Origin of the sequence: Methylobacterium nigriterrae, from assembly GCF_037106235.1 — a bacterium.
Taxonomy (GTDB): Bacteria; Pseudomonadota; Alphaproteobacteria; order Rhizobiales; family Beijerinckiaceae; genus Methylobacterium; species Methylobacterium nigriterrae.
The window spans coordinates 12918-30571 of record NZ_JBAWTG010000019.1; the positions used below are offsets into that span (position 1 = coordinate 12918).

Annotated in this window: 12 protein-coding genes and 2 tRNA genes; 3 read left to right on the forward strand and 11 right to left on the reverse strand. The window is 68.8% G+C overall.

Annotated features, from left to right (window positions below):
* Nucleotides 1-182: 182 nt before the first annotated feature.
* The 10 genes from WDW90_RS12545 to WDW90_RS12590 form a co-directional block, all read right to left on the reverse strand.
* Nucleotides 183-2171 carry a hypothetical protein gene (locus tag WDW90_RS12545; RefSeq protein ID WP_336487722.1) on the reverse strand — a complete coding sequence of 663 codons (1989 nt, stop codon included), beginning with the start codon at nt 2169-2171 and terminating at the stop codon, nt 183-185.
* Between the two features lie 26 nt (nt 2172-2197).
* A complete protein-coding gene (locus WDW90_RS12550) occupies nt 2198-3241 on the reverse strand; it encodes a hypothetical protein (RefSeq protein WP_336487723.1) in 1044 nt (347 codons plus the stop codon).
* A 74-nt stretch (nt 3242-3315) separates the two neighbouring features.
* Nucleotides 3316-4152 (reverse strand): hypothetical protein, encoded by an 837-nt coding sequence (locus tag WDW90_RS12555; protein WP_336487724.1) that lies wholly within the window; start codon nt 4150-4152, stop codon nt 3316-3318.
* On the reverse strand, nt 4149-4781 hold the full coding sequence (locus tag WDW90_RS12560; RefSeq protein ID WP_336487725.1) for a hypothetical protein: 633 nt from the start codon (nt 4779-4781) through the stop codon (nt 4149-4151). Before WDW90_RS12560 ends, WDW90_RS12555 begins: the two co-directional genes overlap by 4 nt.
* Nucleotides 4782-5240: 459 nt before the next feature.
* Nucleotides 5241-5316, reverse strand: a tRNA-Val gene (locus WDW90_RS12565).
* Nucleotides 5317-5525: 209 nt separating this feature from the next.
* Nucleotides 5526-7949 (reverse strand): endopeptidase La, encoded by a 2424-nt coding sequence (lon, locus tag WDW90_RS12570; protein WP_336487726.1) that lies wholly within the window; start codon nt 7947-7949, stop codon nt 5526-5528.
* Between the two features lie 268 nt (nt 7950-8217).
* Nucleotides 8218-9489: an ATP-dependent Clp protease ATP-binding subunit ClpX gene (gene clpX / locus WDW90_RS12575; protein WP_336487727.1), complete on the reverse strand. Its 1272-nt coding sequence runs from the start codon at nt 9487-9489 to the stop codon at nt 8218-8220.
* Between the two features lie 214 nt (nt 9490-9703).
* A complete protein-coding gene (locus tag WDW90_RS12580; protein WP_336487800.1) occupies nt 9704-10330 on the reverse strand; it encodes an ATP-dependent Clp protease proteolytic subunit in 627 nt (208 codons plus the stop codon).
* Between the two features lie 130 nt (nt 10331-10460).
* Nucleotides 10461-11852, reverse strand: coding sequence for a trigger factor (tig, locus tag WDW90_RS12585; protein WP_336487728.1), 1392 nt, complete (start codon nt 11850-11852; stop codon nt 10461-10463).
* Between the two features lie 172 nt (nt 11853-12024).
* Nucleotides 12025-12109: transfer RNA gene (locus WDW90_RS12590), tRNA-Leu, on the reverse strand.
* A 205-nt stretch (nt 12110-12314) separates the two neighbouring features.
* Here WDW90_RS12590 and WDW90_RS12595 point away from each other — a divergent pair.
* Nucleotides 12315-13790: a multicopper oxidase family protein gene (locus tag WDW90_RS12595; RefSeq protein ID WP_336487729.1), complete on the forward strand. Its 1476-nt coding sequence runs from the start codon at nt 12315-12317 to the stop codon at nt 13788-13790.
* Here WDW90_RS12595 and WDW90_RS12600 read toward each other — a convergent pair.
* Nucleotides 13783-15297: an NAD(P)H-hydrate dehydratase gene (locus WDW90_RS12600; protein WP_336487730.1), complete on the reverse strand. Its 1515-nt coding sequence runs from the start codon at nt 15295-15297 to the stop codon at nt 13783-13785. The genes WDW90_RS12595 and WDW90_RS12600 overlap by 8 nt on opposite strands.
* Before the next feature lie 205 nt (nt 15298-15502).
* Between WDW90_RS12600 and WDW90_RS12605 the strand changes: the two genes are divergently transcribed.
* Nucleotides 15503-15841 (forward strand): P-II family nitrogen regulator, encoded by a 339-nt coding sequence (locus WDW90_RS12605; protein ID WP_336487731.1) that lies wholly within the window; start codon nt 15503-15505, stop codon nt 15839-15841.
* A gap of 207 nt (nt 15842-16048) precedes the next feature.
* Complete coding sequence (glnA, locus tag WDW90_RS12610; protein ID WP_336487732.1) at nt 16049-17461, forward strand: type I glutamate--ammonia ligase; 1413 nt, start codon at nt 16049-16051, stop codon at nt 17459-17461.
* Nucleotides 17462-17654 lie beyond the last annotated feature (193 nt).

A 17654-nucleotide genomic window follows, 5' to 3' on the forward strand; every position in this document is an offset into this window, starting at 1 on the left:
TTGCGCCCATCTCGGCCAATCAGCAGCCTTCTGCCTACGCTCGCGACCCCGCTTGACGGCCTGACCGTGGTTGTCACCCACCACTGATCAAAGCCCGGCGCTCGGCGTTCGCAGCGACGGGGTGCGCCGGCTCCCTGACCGGTTCGGATCCCTGGTTGGCGCCCTTGCCGCTGCATCGCATTCTACGGTGATCCGGCCTTCCTCGTACGACGGGGCCTGATCCCCGTCGTCTTCGACGCCTTTCGCCGCACGGGGGTCGCGCGCTTGGCCGCAACGGTTCGGGCGCTCGGGGCGATACGACGGGCCGGGACACGGATGATCAATAGGCCCCGCTGCGTGCCGTCGCCGAAGAGGTCGCCCGTGACGGGTCGATAGAGCTTTGACAGGTGATCCGCGCGCCCCTCCCGCGTCGTCAGGTCCAGGACCAGGAGGATGGCGATAGGAACGTTCGTCGTCCCGTACATGCTCGCCTGGTCGCCGTAGGCGGCTTGCAACGCCTCGAACGACGCGTCCTCGGTCTCCTTCTTGATCTCTGTGATGAAGCGGACACCCTGCAACCCGTGCCAGACGTCGGATCGGCCGCCGCCCACGCCCCTGACCTCGTCGAGCGACCCCAGCTTCCTCGTCTGCAGGTGCCGCAGGTAATCCTGTTGCAGGTCCTTCTCGGCCGGATCGTCCCGCCCCGGGATGGCGAACAGGTACTCCACCGTCGGATCCTGCCCGACGGTGGCATTGAGCCGGCTCTCCAAGAACAGGAAGGTCTGCCAGATGACCGCCCTCAGGATGCACTGGACCCGTCGGTCTCCCGCGTAATCCGGTATCTGCGCGAAGGTGAACTCCGTCCGGGTAAGGGCTTCCTCGATCTGCGGGGACATCTCATTCAGCTCGACGCTGTTCGTGTCGCTCACGAATTGCGCGGCGATGCGCCTGCTGACCTCGTGCGGTATCCGCGCGCCCTCCAGTAGCGCGGCAACCGAGGGGCTCGCGGCTGCCGCGTCATGAGGGTCCGGCGCCGGGACCCCCGTCAGGGCCTCGTCGATCAGCGCGATCAACCTCCGTGCCGCGTCGCCGAGTTGGGCCTCTCCGGCTCCGGCAAGCCATCGCCGAAGATGGTGAAGTTGCCCGGCCGTGGTGCGGACGGAGCGTTCGATCCGGGGCCTGACCAGCCATTCGAGGCCCCCGTCCGCGCCCATCCTGAAGATGGAGCGGCTCGCCGAGTAGACCGCCAGGAGCTCCTCTTCGATCACCCTGCGGGCCTCGTTCCACGAGGGCTCCTCCAGGCTCTCCGTGAGTGCCCCGAGCCGAAGCGCCAGGGAGGCCCAGGCCGCGACCGCCGTCTTCCGGGCCCCCGACAGGAAGCTGTCGTCGTAGGCCGCGTACTCCGCATGGGCGAACGCCTCCCGCTCGACCTCGCGCAGGCGCTCCCTCAGGCCGGCTGGATGCCATTCCTCGAAGTCGGCGAGGAGGCCGAGCGACAGCGAGAGAACGCGGGCGTCGGATCGGGCCCCCCTCTCGGAGATCGCACACTCGAACCGGGCGCGGGCGGCCTGGATCCGCTCCCTCGCCGATTCCGGGTCGGCGGCCGCGAAGACCTCCCGCACCTCGATCATGCCGAGCTCGAACGAGGACTCGTCCGCGGCGCCGTCCACCCTCGCCGCGTCTTCGAGGAAGGCGGTCACGCCGGGACTGGGAGCCTCGGCGTGCAATAGGCCGCCAATCCGCGCCGCGTGGGCGATGTACGAGGCCTCGTCATCCGGCTCGATCGCCGCAATCTCGCCGGCCAACCTCGCCCCCCTGCGGGGGTCCGTCCCCTTCATCAGGAGCGCGCCGCGCAGGGCGGCCGTCCGAAGGCTCGCCGGGCGCTCGCGGTCACGGGCGATGTCGAGCCAGGACGCGAAGCAGGTGCGCTCCGCGTCGTCCGCGAGCGGGGCACGCTCCGCGATCGCGTCGACCATGCCGTTCAGGGCCAAGTCGTCGCGCGGTCGGGCAGCCAGGGCGGACACGAACGTCCGGGCCGCGGCATCCTCGCGGTCGGCGCCATCGAGCACGACGGCAAGGAAGTCGGGGGCGAAGGGCGACCCGGACAGCGTCGCGGCCTCGGCGACGACCCCGTCCAGGCCCCCGAAATCGGCGAGCCGCGGCCGACGGCCGGCCGAGAGGAGGTCGGCCATGCCTCGTTCGAGGGCATGCACGGCCGCTACCAGAGATAGGCGTCGCCGACCGCGCACTTCCGATGCCTCTCCGGGATGTGCTCCCGGATGGTCGGGCTCTCGACCGCGGCGACGAACACCTGGAGGTGCCGGAACTCGGCCGGGAGGTCGGCGAGGCCGGCGACCAGCTTGTCGTAGTCCTGAGCCACCATCTCGTTCGCCCCTGGGGAGTCGATCAGCAGGAGGCCTGGATGGCGCCCGACCCCACGACGCTCCGCCACGGTGATGATCGCAAGCGTGGCCGCAATCTTCAATCGCGCCCTCTCGCCAGCCGTCTGGCTCCCGAAGGACGTACGCACCCCGGCCTTGACGAGCCGGAGGGTGGTGTTCCCCGACAGCTTCGTCTCCTCCAGGTTCTCGACGCCGAAAAGCACGGCGTATTCGAGGATCAGGTCGGAGACCTCCTTCAGCACGCTCTCCTGGAGAGGCTTGAAGGCGTCCTCGACGACGGCTAGCGCGGCCTCGATGACCGAGCCTTCGTCGTCCTGGTCGGAGGAGTCCTCGCCCTCCGCGTCCAGCTCCTCCAGGCGCGCCCTGTTCCCGATGAGCTCCGCTTCCAGCTCGGTGCGGCGCGAGGGTGCGGCAAGCCGGGCCTCGATCCCGGCGCAAACCTTCTCGGCGTCCCCGCTCGCCGTCTCGGCGCTCTTCAACGCCTCCGTTGCCAGCCGCAGCCGTGTGCGCTGGTAGGACAGTTCGGCCGCGGCGAGATCAGCGGCGGCCTGCAATCTTTCCTCGGCCTCGGACGGATCCTGTTCGGGCGCCTCCGCGGTGCGGCACACGACGCAGGTGTGCTCATCCCGCGTGGCCGCGCGCCGGTCCTCGGCGAACACCTCGTCGCAGCGCGGGCAACACACCGGTTCGAGCGCACGGAAGACCATGCCGGCGGCGCGGTCGTCAGTGAAGTCCTGCAGGAGCCGACCCGCATGCGCCGCCGCCTCGGAGGCCGCAGGGACATCAGCCTGCACCGCGGCGATCTTCGCCTCGGCCGCCCGACGTCGCGCCTCAAGCTCGGAATACGTGCGGGTGGCCACGGCAAGCGCAGCCCGGTCCTCGGCCGGCGTATGAAGCGCTCGAAGCTCCGCCTCGGCAGCCGCGACGGCTTTCCTCAGGGCCTCGATCGGCCCTTGCGCCGGTCCGCGAGGCCCTTGGCGACGGCGCGGTTCTGCGTCGCCTGGTTCCGGAGCCGCCCCTTGGCGGCGACGAGGTCGGCATTCGTGCTCGTCCAGGGGATACCCAGGAACATCTGCATCATCCGCGTCGGCAGGGCCGACATCGCGACGGTGCCGAAGAGGTATTCCGGATTGGGCTCGATCGACATTGCCCCGGCGAAGAACGCCCAGTCATGGGGCTGGTCCAGGCTCTCACCGGTCGGCCGGACCGTGTGCGTGACGAGCGGCGAGAGCCCGAGCTGCATCATAAACAGGTCCGACATCGCGGCCTTGAAGCCGTCCTCGGAACCGAAGGTCGCCTGGGCCCGGCGGGCATCGTCCACGCCCCGCCACAGGGTGCCTCTCACCGCGACGGCGTCCGCGATCTCGACCTCGTAGGGCTGGTCATCCAAGGTGAAGGTCAGGCGCACGGCCGCGAACCACTCGGCCATCTCCGCCGGGATCCCGCTCCGCTTGCCGGTCAGGCACCAGCGGATGATCCCGAGCACTGTGGACTTGCCGCGAAGGTTGCGCCCGCTGGTGATGCCCCAGATCCCGGGGCCGATGTCGGGCCAGTCGAACGCGATCGGGCCCGCGGCCTTCCCCCCCTTCTTCTCTCCGGCGAACCGAAGCGAGCGCAGGCAGAGACGCTTGGGAACGGCGAGGCTTCGCGTGATGCCCACGCCGTGGCGCGTCAGCACCGAGCGCGTTTCCTCGACGGAGCGGCCGCATTTCTCCGCGATGGCGGCCAGCAAAGCGTCCGGACCGTCCTGCGCGCCGTCGCCCGACATCATGCCTTCTCCAGAATCGTTTCGAGGCGACGGCGGACCCGCCCGGCGGTCGTCGGGATCAGGTCGTCGACCTTCGTGTCATGGTACTCCCGCCGCTCATGCTGGCGGGTCTTGAGCATGAAGCCGCCCCGGCTTCCCGCGACCTTCAGGACCAGCGCGACGCGGTCCTCGTACCAGCCAAGCGGAGGCAACTCGGCGACCATGCGGTCCAGCAGCTCCACCGCTCTCGGCGAGACGAGGAACTCGTGACCCTTGCGGCCCATGGCGGTGACGCGCGAGCGCGGCAGGACCAGGCCCCGCGACTTGAGGATACCCAGCACCGTGTCCAGGGGCTCGTAGGCGCCGAAATAGAACCGCAGCATCGGCACCCGGCGCAGGTCCGGCTCTTCCTGGTCGAAGATCCGACGCGCCTCGTCGAGGTAGGACGGATCGCCCGTCGCCTCGAACAGGGTCAGGAGTTCGTCGGCGAGATAGTCCGGGTAGCGCATCCAGAAGTCGAGGGCATGAACCCGGCTCTCGCCGGTGAACACGCGGTCGAACTCCTCCACCCCGGCATCGGGGGCCAGCCGGCTGCCTCGCGTCAGGATGAACAGGATGCGCAGCGCGTTCCGGTGGTAATCCGCCTTCGCCATGGATCGCTTGCTGGCCCGCTCTTCGCCTTTTCTAAAGCTTAGATTGCACCTGCCGTACGCGCCACCGGGGCGACCGGACGCAGGCTCTGATCGTCGCGAAATGTTGCGGCTTCCGCCGAAGCTCAGGCGAAATATCGGGGGAGGCGGTCTCCGGAACGCTGTCCATGCCGGTCACATGATGAGCCGGCGCCGAACCGGTCGTACGCGGGTTCGACACAGGTCGCGCTCGGAAGCCATGGTCGGACGGCGGGCGACGACACAGTCAGGCCGCCAGCGGCCGTGATCGGTACGAACGTGTCTCAGGACCAATGATCTTGCAGGCGCCTATGGGCCGAATTCCGCGATTCGGTTGGTATGCCTGGGGAGAAATCAGAAATGCACTCCGATGGCTTTGCACCCCGAGCGCACCCCAAACGGGATCTATGGGGTGCAGATCTCTGCCTATGTCGCTGAAATCATTGGTGGGCGGTGAGGGACTCGAACCCCCGACCCTCTCCGTGTAAAGGAGACGCTCTACCAGCTGAGCTAACCGCCCGAGGGCCGGCGTTGTGCCGGCCCGGCCTGCGCGATCGATCAGGATCCCAGCCCTGCGATGCGCGCGAAGGGCTTGGTAGGCAAGCGCGGCAGACGGCGCAAGCCCCGGAGCGAGCCATCGACCGTTGCGTGCCGGGAACGGGAAAGGCCCCCGGAGCTGCTTGCTCCGAGGGCCTCGACCAGTCCGGCGGGTCGCCCGTGCCGGCCTCGTCAGTGGGCCACGAGGGCCGCGCCATCATCGTCGGGCCGGGCGGGCTTCGCCGCCGGCAGCGGCTCGTCCCACTCGATCGCCTCGGGCTGGCGCACGAGCGCCCGCGTCAGGACCTGATCCATCCGGGAGACCGGGATGATCTCGAGGCCGCTCTTCACGCTGTCGGGCACCTCGGCGATGTCCTTGGCATTCTCCTCGGGGATCAACACCGTCTTGATGCCGCCGCGGAGCGCCGCGAGCAGCTTCTCCTTGAGGCCGCCGATCGGGAGCACGCGGCCCCGGAGGGTGACCTCGCCCGTCATCGCCACGTCGCGGCGCACCGGGATGCCGGTGAGCGTCGAGATGATGGCGGTCGCCATCGCGATGCCGGCCGACGGCCCGTCCTTCGGGGTCGCCCCCTCCGGCACGTGGACGTGGATGTCCCGGCGCTCGAACAGCGGCGGCTCGATGCCGAAGTCGATGGCCCGCGAGCGGACGTAGCTCGCCGCGGCGGAGATCGATTCCTTCATCACGTCGCGCAGGTTGCCCGTGACCGTCATCTTGCCCTTGCCGGGCATCATGACGCCCTCGATCGTCAGCAACTCGCCGCCGACCTCGGTCCAGGCAAGGCCCGTGACCACGCCCACCTGATCGTCCGCGTCGATCTCGCCGTAGCGGAACTTCGGCGGCCCGAGGAATTCCGGCAGGTTGTCGGCGCTCACCGTGACCGCCTTCACCTTGGTGATCAGGATCTCCTTCACGGCCTTCCGGATCAGGTTGGAGATCTCGCGCTCCAGGTTGCGCACGCCCGCTTCCCGCGTGTAGCGGCGGATGAGCATGAGCAGCCCGTCGTCGGTGACCGACCATTCCTTGGCGTCGAGGCCGTGCTTCTTCATCGCACCCGGGATCAGGTGGCGACGGGCGATCTCCAGCTTCTCGTCCTCGGTGTAGCCGGCGATGCGGATCACCTCCATGCGGTCCATGAGGGGGGCCGGGATGTTCAGGGTGTTCGCCGTCGTCACGAACATCACGTTCGACAGGTCGTAATCGACCTCGAGGTAATGGTCGTTGAAGGTCGCGTTCTGCTCCGGGTCGAGGACCTCCAGCAGGGCCGCGGACGGGTCGCCCCGGAAATCCATGCCCATCTTGTCGATCTCGTCGAGCAGGATGAGCGGGTTCGAGGTCTTGGCCTTGCGCATCGACTGGACGATCTTGCCGGGCATCGAGCCGATATAGGTCCGGCGATGGCCACGGATCTCGGCCTCGTCACGCACGCCGCCGAGCGACATCCGCACGAACTCACGGCCGGTCGCCTTGGCGATCGACTTGCCGAGCGAGGTCTTGCCGACGCCCGGAGGGCCGACGAGGCACAGGATCGGGCCCGTGAGCTTGTTGGCCCGCTGCTGCACGGCCAGGTACTCGACGATGCGCTCCTTGACCTTCTCGAGGCCGAAATGGTCCTCGTCGAGCATCACCTGCGCTCCGAGCAGATCCTTCTTGATCTTCGAGCGCTTGCCCCACGGGATGCCCAGCATCCAGTCGAGGTAGTTGCGCACGACCGTGGCCTCGGCCGACATGGGCGACATCTGACGCAGCTTCTTGAGCTCGGCCTGCGCCTTCTCGCGGGCCTCCTTCGTGAACTTCGTCTTCTCGATCTTGTCTTCCAGTTCGGCGAGCTCGTCGCGGCCGTCCTCGTCGCCGAGCTCCTTCTGGATCGCCTTCATCTGCTCGTTCAGATAGTACTCGCGCTGCGTCTTCTCCATCTGCCGCTTGACGCGGGTCCGGATGCGCTTCTCCACCTGGAGCACGGAGATCTCGCTCTCCATCAGCGACAGCACCCGCTCGAGGCGCTGGGCCACCGTGGGGATCTCGAGGATCGCCTGCTTGTCGGCGATCTTGACCGCGAGGTGCGAGCCGACCGTGTCGGCGAGCTTGGAGGGCTCGTCGATCTGGGTGACGGCGGAGACCACCTCGGGGGAGATCTTCTTGTTGAGCTTCACGTAGTTCTCGAACTCGGACACGACCGAGCGCGCGAGGGCCTCGGCCTCGACGCGGTCGCCGAGATCGTCGGCGAGCGTCTGGGCCTGCGCCTCGTAGAACTCGTCCGAGCGGCTGAAATCCGTGATCTTGGCACGGCCCGCGCCCTCGACCAGGACCTTCACGGTCCCGTCGGGCAGCTTCAGGAGCTGCAGGACGCTCGCGAGCGTGCCGATCGTGTAGATCGCGTCCGTCGCCGGATCGTCATCGCCGGCGTTGATCTGCGTGGCGAGCAGGATGTGACGGTCGGTACGGACCGCCTCCTCAAGCGCGCGGATCGACTTCTCGCGCCCGACGAAGAGGGGCACGATCATATGCGGGAAGACGACGATGTCGCGCAGCGGCAGGACGGCGTAGGCGCCCGTCGAGCCCGGGACGACAGGCTGGCGCGATTTCGACTGAGTCATGGCTGACTTCCTCATGATGGACGCCGGGCATTCGCTCCTCTGCGGGGAGAGCAAGCATCCTGCCAGGGGCCGACCGGGCCGCGAGGGTCGGAAGTGTACGGAAACTGTGCGGCTGGTGGCGCGGCACCGCACCTCAACGGGAGCGTGCGGCCACTGCGCTTTGCCTCAGGTGGCTCTCGGAGGTCGCCCTTTCAAGCGGTGCCCCCGAGTCCGGTGGATGGCCGGCGATGCGAAATCCGCATGCCGGCCAGTCACTTGCGCAGTGCGCTCACGCACTCACGCTCGCCGGCGCTTCCTTGTTGCGGTCGCCGTGGATGAAGAGCGGGCGCGACTTGCCCTCGACCACCTCCGGACCGATCACGACCTGCTCGACCGAATCGAGGCCCGGCAGGTCGTACATCGTGTCGAGGAGGATCGTTTCCAGGATGGAGCGCAGGCCGCGCGCGCCGGTCTTGCGCTCGATCGCCTTGCGGGCGACGAGCGAGAGCGCCTCTTCCTGGAAAGTGAGGTCCACGTTCTCCATCTCGAACAGGCGCTGGTACTGCTTGACCAGCGCGTTCTTCGGCTCCTGGAGGATGCGCTTGAGCGCGGCCTCGTCGAGGTCCTCGAGCGTCGCGAGCACCGGCAGGCGGCCGACGAATTCCGGGATGAGCCCGAACTTCAGCAGATCCTCGGGCTCGACCGAGCGGAAGATCTCGCCGGTGCGGCGGTCGTCGGGAGCTTGCACGGTCGCGCCGAAGCCGATCGAGGTGCCCTTGCCGCGCTGGGAGATGATCCGCTCCAGCCCCGCGAAGGCGCCGCCGCAGATGAACAGGATGTTGGTCGTGTCGACCTGCAGGAATTCCTGCTGCGGGTGCTTGCGGCCGCCCTGCGGGGGCACCGAGGCGACCGTGCCCTCCATGATCTTGAGGAGAGCCTGCTGCACGCCCTCGCCCGAGACGTCGCGGGTGATCGAGGGATTGTCCGACTTGCGGGAGATCTTGTCGATCTCGTCGATGTAGACGATGCCGCGCTGCGCGCGCTCGACGTTGTAGTCGGAGGCCTGCAGGAGCTTCAGGATGATGTTCTCGACGTCCTCGCCGACGTAGCCGGCCTCCGTCAGCGTGGTCGCGTCCGCCATCGTGAAGGGCACGTCGAGGATACGGGCGAGCGTCTGCGCGAGCAGCGTCTTGCCCGAGCCCGTCGGCCCGATCAGCATGATGTTGGACTTCGCCAGCTCCACGTCGTTGTGCTTGGTGGCGTGGGCGAGGCGCTTGTAGTGGTTGTGCACCGCCACCGAGAGAACCTTCTTGGCGAAGTCCTGGCCGATGACGTAGTCGTCCAGGACGCGCCGGATCTCCTTCGGGGTCGGGACGCCGTCGCGGGACTTCACCAGGGAGGACTTCGATTCCTCGCGAATGATGTCCATGCACAGCTCGACGCACTCGTCGCAGATGAACACCGTCGGGCCCGCGATCAGCTTGCGGACCTCGTGCTGGCTCTTGCCGCAAAACGAGCAGTACAGCGTGCTCTTCGAGTCGTTGCCGCCAGTCTTGCTCATATCGGTCTCCGATTCGTGCGCGCGGTGCCGGCCAGGGGCTCACGCGCATCGTTCAAACGTAAGGACATCCGCTTAAAGAAACAGTCACCTGCGCGCATCTGACGGGTCGGTCGGGCCAGAATCGCGATGCAAACACGCTGCCGCGGCGGGATCAAGGCCGCTGACCCAACGCCCACGCACCCCAAAAGGACGCATGGGCGCGGGCTTCGACCACTCAGGCCGCGGCCGGCTCCGGCCGCTTCTGGATGACCTCGTCGATGAGGCCGAACTCCTTGGCGGCATCGGCCGTCATGAAATTGTCGCGCTCCAGCGCCTGGTGGATGGTCTCGTAGTCGCGGCCCGTGTGCTTCACGTAGATCTCGTTGAGCCGCTTCTTCAGCGCCTCGATCTCGCGGGCGTGGATCAGGATGTCGGTGGCCTGGCCCTGGAAGCCGCCCGACGGCTGGTGGACCATGATGCGGGCGTTCGGCAGGGCGAAGCGGTGGCCGGGCTCGCCGGCGGTGAGAAGCAGCGAGCCCATCGAGGCGGCCTGGCCGACGCAGAGCGTCGTCACCGGGCAGCGGATGAACTGCATCGTGTCGTAGATCGACAGGCCCGAGGTCACCACGCCGCCGGGCGAGTTGATGTAGAAGGAGATTTCCTTCTTGGGGTTCTCGGCCTCGAGGAAGAGGAGCTGGGCGACGATCAGGGAAGCGCCGTAATCCTCGACCGGGCCGGTGAGGAAGATGATCCGCTCGCGCAGCAGGCGCGAGTAGATGTCGAAGGCGCGCTCGCCGCGGCTCGACTGCTCGACCACCATGGGCACGAGCGCGCTGTTATAATAATCGACCGGATCTCTCATCATCGTGCCCCAGGGCTCCAAGGGGCCCGGCCCGCGCGAATCACGCGGGACCGGGCGAATTCAGCGAACACCGGCGACGCTTAACGCCACCTCACTCGGGGCCCGCTGCCCTTGAACGAGGGCGCGGACCTCATTCCGCCTTGTCGGCGGACGGCTTCTCGTCGGCGGCGTCGGCTTCCGCGTCCTCGTCGGCGAAGAGCGCCTCCTTCGAGACGGGCTCCTCGACAAGTTTGACCTGCGCGAGGACGTGGTCAACCACCTTCTCCTCGAACAGCGGCGCACGAAGCTCGGCGAGCGCCTGTGCATTCTTCCGGTAGAAATCCCAGACCTGCTGCTCCTGCCCGGGGAACTGCCGGACGCGGGCGATCAGGGCCTGGTTCACCTCCTCGTCGGAGACCTTGATATCGGCGCTCTCGCCGACCTGCGCAAGCACCAGACCCAGACGAACCCGCCGCTCTGCAATCTTGCGGTACTCCCCCTGCGCCTTCTCCTCGGTGGTGTCCTCGTCCTCGAAGGACTTGCCGCGGTTCTTCAGGTCTTGCTCGACCTGGGCCCAGACCGAGGCGAACTCCTGGTGCACGAGGCTCGGGGGCAGGTCGAAGGCGTACTTGCCGTCGAGCGCGTCGAGGAGCTCCTTCTTGAGCTTGCGGCGGGTCGCCGCCTCGTAGTCGCTGCCGATGGCCTTGGAGACGGCCTCCCGCAGCTTCTCGAGGGATTCCATGCCGAGGCCCGTGGCGAACGCGTCGTCGATCTTGACCTCGCCCGGGGCCTGGACCTTCTGCACCGCGACGTCGAACTCGGCGTCCTTGCCGGCGAGCTGCTCGGCCCCGTAGGCCTCCGGGAAGGTGACCTTGACGAGACGGCTCTCGCCGGGCTTGGCGCCGACGAGCTGGTCCTCGAAGCCCGGGATGAAGCTGTTGGATCCGAGCTCGAGATCGATGCCCTCGCCCTTGCCGCCCTCGAACTCCGTGCCGTCGATGCGGCCGACGAAGTCGATGGTGACGCGGTCGCCCGCCCCGGCCACCGCATCCTCGCCCTTGTCGGCGAAGGGACGGCTCTGCCCGGCCATGCGCTCCAGCGCCTCGTCGATCTCGGCGTCGGACGGCTTGGCGACGTACTTCGTCAGGCTGACGTCCGAGAGGTCGGCGAGCTCGAAGCTCGGCAGCACCTCGAGAGCGACCTTGAAGGCGAGGTCCGCCTTGGCTTCGAGGGCCTTGTCGACCACGGCCTTGTCCTCGGGGAACTCGATGCGCGGCTCGAGGGCAAGCCGGAGCTTGTTGTCCGTGACGATCTTCTGGTTGGCCTCGTTGACGGCGTTCTGCAGCACGTCCGCCATCACCGAGCGGCCGTAGACCTTGCGCAGGTGCGCCACCGGCACCTTGCCGGGGCGGAAGCCCTTGAGCTGCACCTTGTCCTTCATGCCGGACAGCTCGTTCGTCAGGCGATCCTCGAGCTCGTTGGCGGCGAGGAGCACCTGAAACTCGCGCTTCAGCCCCTCGGAGAGTGTCTCGGTCACCTGCATCGTCGTCTTTCCGCTCTCAAAGTCCGTGTCGTCGAAACTGCGATCGCCCCGGCGCCCGCCATGAACGGAGAGCCCAGGGGCCTGCGGTGAAGCGCTCAAGGCCGGCCGACTCAAAGCGGCAGGGCGGGCCGGCCTTCTGATGATGAAGCCATTCCGTTCCCGACAGCGGCCCTGGTGCGGGCGGAGGGGCTCGAACCCCCACGTCTTGCGACACTGGAACCTAAATCCAGCGCGTCTACCAGTTCCGCCACGCCCGCGAGCGCCTGCGCCCGGCGCGCTTCCGGCCGCCGGAGGGCGGCTCTATAGCATGCAAGCCCGGGCCCGCAGCAAAAAACTTCAGCATGGGCCGCCGCCCCGCCCCGGCGGCTCCGCGCCGCCGGGCCGGCGGTGGCGCCGGGCGGGCGCGACCGCTACAAGCGGCGCACCTTTCCGACCCGGCCCGCCGAACCCGCCCGAGGTGTCATGCCGCAAGCCCCTTCCGTGCCCGCGCCCGAATCACGGGAGGGCCGGCCCTCGCGCCGCGCGCTCATCGGGGGGGCGGCGCTCCTCGGCCTGATGCCGGGAGGCGCGCGCGCCCAGGCGGGCGGGCCGGCCAAGCCCGCAGGTCCCGGAACGGGCGCGGCCGCGTCCGTTGCCGACGCGCGCCCGCTCACCGCGGCCCCGGCGAGGCTGCGTCTGAAGCCGGGGCCCGCCTCCGAGACCGCGATCTGGGCCTTCGACGGCAAGACCGTGCCGCCGGCGCTGCGCGTCAAGCGCGGCGAGAGCCTCCGGCTGCGGGTGGAGAACCGGACGGAGCGCCCGCTCTCGCTGCACTGGCACGGGGTGCGCAACCAGAACGCCATGGATGGCGTCGGCGGCGTCACCCAGGCGCCGATTGCGCCCGGCGCCGATTTCACCTACGCCTTCGCCCCGCCCGATGCCGGTACCTACCTGATCCGCCCGCTCGTGGTCGGCGGCTCCAGCGAGCCATCGGGACGGGGGCTCGCCGGATTCCTGGTCGTCGAGGAGACGACGCCGCCCGCCATCGACCGCGACCTATCCCTGCTGATGCAGGACTGGCGCCTGCAGGAGGACGGCAGCCTGCTGCCCTTCGGCCAGGCGAACTTCGCCGCGGCGGGCGGGCGCCTCGGCAACCTCGTGACGATCAACGGCCGGCCGGTGCCCGAGGCGATCGAGGCCCGGCCCGGAAGCCGCCTGCGGCTGCGCCTCGGCAATGCCTGCAACGCGCGCGCGACGCGCCTGCGCTTCGAGGGGGTGAAGGTCTACGTGGCCGGCGTCGACGGTCAGCCGACCGACACGTTCGAGCCGCTCAAGGCGACGCTGCCCTTCCCGCCCGGCACCCGCTACGACCTCCTGCTCGACCTGCCGGCGGAGCCCGATGCCAAGGCCAGCATCGTCGCCCTCGTGGGCAACGGGCTCACGCTCGCGAGCCTCACCACGAAGGGCGAGCTGGTGAGCGAGAAGCGCCCTCCGATCGGGCCGATCGGCGACAACAAGCTCCTGCCGGCCGAGGTGAAGCTGCAGAACGCCTTTCGGCGCGACGTCGTCATCACGGGCGGCGCCACGCTCAGCAAGGACAGGCCCGAGGCGGAGCCCGTCTACGCGGGCGACCCGACCCGGATCTGGGCCGTGAACGGCGCGACCGGGGCGGCGGGCGCCCCGCCCCTGTTCTCGGTGAAGCGCGGCCAAGTGGTCGTGCTCGCCATCAAGAACGAGACGGCCTTCCCGCAGGCCCTGCACCTGCACGGGCACGTCTTCCGGCTGCTCCACCCCCTCGACGACGGCTGGGAGCCCTACTGGCTCGACACGTTCCAGCTCCTCGAAGGGCGCACGGCCCGGATCGCCTTCCTGGCCGACAATCCGGGCCGCTGGCTGATCAGCGCCACGGTGCTGGAGCGCTTCGATACCGGGCTGTGGACCTCCTTCGAGGTCACCTGAGCCGTTCGATCAGGCCGGCGAGGACGGCCGGCATCAGCTCGGGCAGATCCTCCGCGATCAGGCCGGGGCCGTGGCGGCGCCCGGCATCGCCGTGGAGCCAGACCGCCGCCGCGGCCGCCTCGAAGGGCTCCATGCCCTGCGCGAGGAGGCCCGCGATCAGGCCGCCGAGCACGTCGCCCGAGCCCGCCGTGCCGAGATAGGGCGTGCCGTGATCGTTGATCGCGGCCCGCGCGTCCGGCGCCGCGATGACGGTGTCGGCCCCCTTGAGCACCACGACGGCGCCCGCGAGCGAAGCGGCCCGGCGGGCCCGCTCGAGCTTGCCGAGCCCCTCCTCGGCGGCGGCGGTGCCCTCGAACAGCCGCGCGAACTCGCCCGCATGCGGGGTCAGCACGGCGCGGGCGCCGCCATCGGCGATGTGATCCGCGAGGGCCTTGGCCTGCCCCTTGAAGCTCGTGAGGGCGTCGGCGTCGAGGACGAGGGCGCGGCCGGCCATCGCGGCGACCGCCGCGAGATCGCGGGTCGCCGCGCCCGTGCCGAGGCCGGGGCCGAGCAGCACCGCGTTGAGGCGCTCGTCGACGAGGAGGTCGTCGAGGTCGTCGGCATCGTCGCAGGGGCGCAGCATGATGGCCGTGAGGTGGGCGGCGTTCTCGGGGAGAGCCGCAGCGGGCGAGGCCACGGTGACGAGGCCCGCCCCGATCCGCAGGGCGCCGCGCGCCGCGAGCCGGGCGGCGCCAGTGCGGTGGGCCGGCCCCGACAGGACGAGGGCGTGGCCGCGCGTGTACTTGTGGCTGTCCGCGCCGAGCCGGGGGAACGCTTTCCCCCAGAGGTCCGGGCCGTTCCGGTAGAGGGGCGGCCCGCAGGCGGCGAGGCCCGCCGCGAGCGCGGCCCCGCCCGCGCCGATATCGGCGCAGTGCAGGTCTCCGCAATGGGCGCGGCCGGGCTGGAGCAGGTGGCCGGGCTTGTAGGCCACGAAGGTGACGGTCTCGGTCGCCCGGACCGCGATGCCCCGGACCGCCCCGGTCGTCCCGTCGATGCCGCTCGGGACGTCGACGGCGAGCACCGGGCAATCGGAACAATTCATGACGTCGACCCACGTCCTGGCCGTCCCGTCGAGGTCGCGCGAGAGCCCGGCCCCGAACAGCGCGTCGACGACGAGGTCGAACCCGCCGAAATCCTCCGGCTCGCCGGCCTCGGCCAACGGTCCGGCCCACGCGGCGGCGGCGAGGCCCGCATCGCCCGACAGCCGGGCGCGCATCCCGAGGAGCCGGATCTCGACCGCGTAGCCGGCCTCGGCGAGGCGGCCTGCCGCCACGAAGCCGTCGCCGCCGTTGTTGCCGGGCCCGCACAGGACGAGGATGCGCCCGCCCGGGGGCGCCATCGCCCGCGCCCGCTCGGCCACCGCGGCGCCGGCCCTGCGCATCAGCTCGATCCCCGGGGTGCCGCCCGCGATCGCCGCCGCGTCGACCCGGGCCATCGCCTCAACCGTGAGCAGCCGTGCGCCGTCCATCCGCGAAACTCCCGTATCCCTGCCCGCGCGCCGCTCAGCCGATGCCCGCAAACGTGGCCGGCCCGCCGATATTGCCCAAATGATATGCACGATCTGCACATTCGACAGGCAATTTCGGCGCGTTCCGAGAGAAAACAGCGTGGCGGAGGCCGGACCGGGATGGTAGAAATCGGGCTCAGCGCAGCGCAGCTCAGGCCCGTTCGGCATGAAGAAGATCGAAGCGATCATCAAGCCCTTCAAGCTCGACGAGGTGAAGGAGGCCCTCCAGGAGGTCGGCCTCCAGGGCATCACCGTGATCGAGGCGAAGGGTTTCGGCCGCCAGAAGGGCCACACCGAGCTCTATCGGGGCGCGGAATACGTGGTCGACTTCCTGCCCAAGGTGAAGCTCGAGATCGTTCTGGCGGATTCCCTCGTGGAGGGCGCGGTCGAGGCGATCCGCAAGTCGGCGCAGACGGGCCGGATCGGCGACGGCAAGATTTTCGTGTCGACCATCGAAGAGGCGATCCGGATCCGCACGGGCGAGACGGGCGCGGACGCGATCTAGCCGGACCGTGCGCGAGGCGCGCGCGATGATGTGACCACGCCCCCTCGAAAACGGGGCGGCAATTCCTTATGAACGGCGCGGCTTCTGCGTCGAGCCTCATCAGCGCTGACGATTTCCTGCGCTCGACCTTGACATCTTGACCCCGCGGGCGCGCGCGCTCCGCGGTCGAACCACGGCTGAATGCCGAGACAGAGGAGACTCCCGGGGATGGCTAAGACGGCAACGGACGTCCTGAAGGAAATCAAGGACAACGACGTCAAGTACGTCGACTTCCGGTTCACGGATCCGCGCGGCAAGTGGCAGCACGTCACCTTCGACGTCAGCCTCGTCGACGACGAGATCTTCCAGGACGGCACCATGTTCGACGGCTCGTCGATCGCCGGCTGGAAGGCCATCAACGAGTCCGACATGCTGCTGATGCCGGACCCGGCCACCGCCTGCATGGACCCGTTCTTCTCCGCCTCCACCATGTCGATCGTCTGCGACGTGCTGGAGCCCTCCACCGGCCAGCCCTACTCGCGCGACCCGCGCGGCACGGCCAAGCTCGCCGAGGCGTTCCTGAAATCGTCCGGCATCGGCGACACGGTCTATGTCGGCCCCGAGGCCGAGTTCTTCGTGTTCGACGACGTGAAGTTCGGCGCCGACCCCTACCATACCGGCTTCCAGCTCGACTCGACCGAGCTGCCGACGAACGGCTTCACCGAGTACGAGGGCGGCAACCTCGGCCACCGCATCCAGACCAAGGGCGGCTACTTCCCGGTGCCGCCGCAGGATTCGGCGCAGGACATGCGCGGCGAGATGCTGGCCGCCATGCAGTCGATGGGCGTCAAGGTCGAGAAGCACCACCACGAGGTGGCCTCGGCCCAGCACGAGCTCGGCATGAAGTTCGACACGCTGACGCTGCTCGCCGACCACATGCAGATCTACAAGTACTGCATCCACAACGTCGCCCAGAGCTACGGCAAGTCCGCGACCTTCATGCCGAAGCCCGTCTACGGCGACAACGGCTCGGGGATGCACGTCCACCAGTCGATCTGGAAGAACGGCAAGCCGCTGTTTGCCGGCGACAAGTACGCCGACCTCTCCCAGGAATGCCTCTGGTACATCGGCGGCATCATCAAGCACGCCAAGGCGCTCAACGCCTTCACCAACCCCTCGACGAACTCCTACAAGCGCCTGGTGCCGGGCTACGAGGCGCCGGTGCTCCTCGCCTACTCGGCGCGCAACCGCTCGGCCTCCTGCCGCATCCCGTGGACGACGAACCCGAAGGCCAAGCGCGTCGAGGTCCGCTTCCCCGACCCGATGGCGAACCCCTACCTCGCCTTCTCGGCGCTGCTGATGGCCGGCCTCGACGGCATCATCAACAAGATCGACCCGGGCCCCGCGATGGACAAGGACCTCTACGACCTGCCCCCGCGCGAATTGAAGAAGATCCCGACCGTCTGCGGATCTTTGCGCGAGGCCCTTCAGAGCCTCGACAAGGACCGCGCCTTCCTCAAGGCCGGCAACGTCTTCACGGACGACCAGATCGATTCGTTCATCGAGCTGAAGATGACCGAGGTGCTGCGCTACGAGATGACCCCGCACCCGATCGAGTTCGTGCACTACTACTCGCTCTGAGGACCGGGGGCGGGTGCCGGCCCGCCGCCCGATCGGGACGATCCGCGATGCCGGGGCCTCGAAAGGGCTCCGGCATCTGTCTGTCAGGCTACCGTCGGAAAAAAGGCTTGATATAGAGCTTATAATCCTCTAATAGAACAAACAGTGAACGATCGGGAGAGAACGGTGATGTTGTCGGGGGCGATGACCCTGG

Excerpts from the sequence above, each read along its gene's own strand:
- WDW90_RS12545 (WP_336487722.1), bottom strand. The coding sequence starts at position 2,171 with ATGGCCGACCTCCTCTCGGCCGGCCGTCGGCCGCGGCTCGCCGATTTC.
- WDW90_RS12555 (WP_336487724.1), bottom strand. The coding sequence starts at position 4,152 with ATGATGTCGGGCGACGGCGCGCAGGACGGTCCGGACGCTTTGCTGGCC.
- WDW90_RS12560 (WP_336487725.1), bottom strand. The coding sequence starts at position 4,781 with ATGGCGAAGGCGGATTACCACCGGAACGCGCTGCGCATCCTGTTCATC.
- lon (WP_336487726.1), bottom strand. The coding sequence starts at position 7,949 with ATGACTCAGTCGAAATCGCGCCAGCCTGTCGTCCCGGGCTCGACGGGC.
- clpX (WP_336487727.1), bottom strand. The coding sequence starts at position 9,489 with ATGAGCAAGACTGGCGGCAACGACTCGAAGAGCACGCTGTACTGCTCG.
- WDW90_RS12580 (WP_336487800.1), bottom strand. The coding sequence starts at position 10,330 with ATGAGAGATCCGGTCGATTATTATAACAGCGCGCTCGTGCCCATGGTG.
- tig (WP_336487728.1), bottom strand. The coding sequence starts at position 11,852 with ATGCAGGTGACCGAGACACTCTCCGAGGGGCTGAAGCGCGAGTTTCAG.
- WDW90_RS12595 (WP_336487729.1), top strand. The coding sequence starts at position 12,315 with ATGCCGCAAGCCCCTTCCGTGCCCGCGCCCGAATCACGGGAGGGCCGG.
- WDW90_RS12600 (WP_336487730.1), bottom strand. The coding sequence starts at position 15,297 with ATGGACGGCGCACGGCTGCTCACGGTTGAGGCGATGGCCCGGGTCGAC.
- WDW90_RS12605 (WP_336487731.1), top strand. The coding sequence starts at position 15,503 with ATGAAGAAGATCGAAGCGATCATCAAGCCCTTCAAGCTCGACGAGGTG.
- glnA (WP_336487732.1), top strand. The coding sequence starts at position 16,049 with ATGGCTAAGACGGCAACGGACGTCCTGAAGGAAATCAAGGACAACGAC.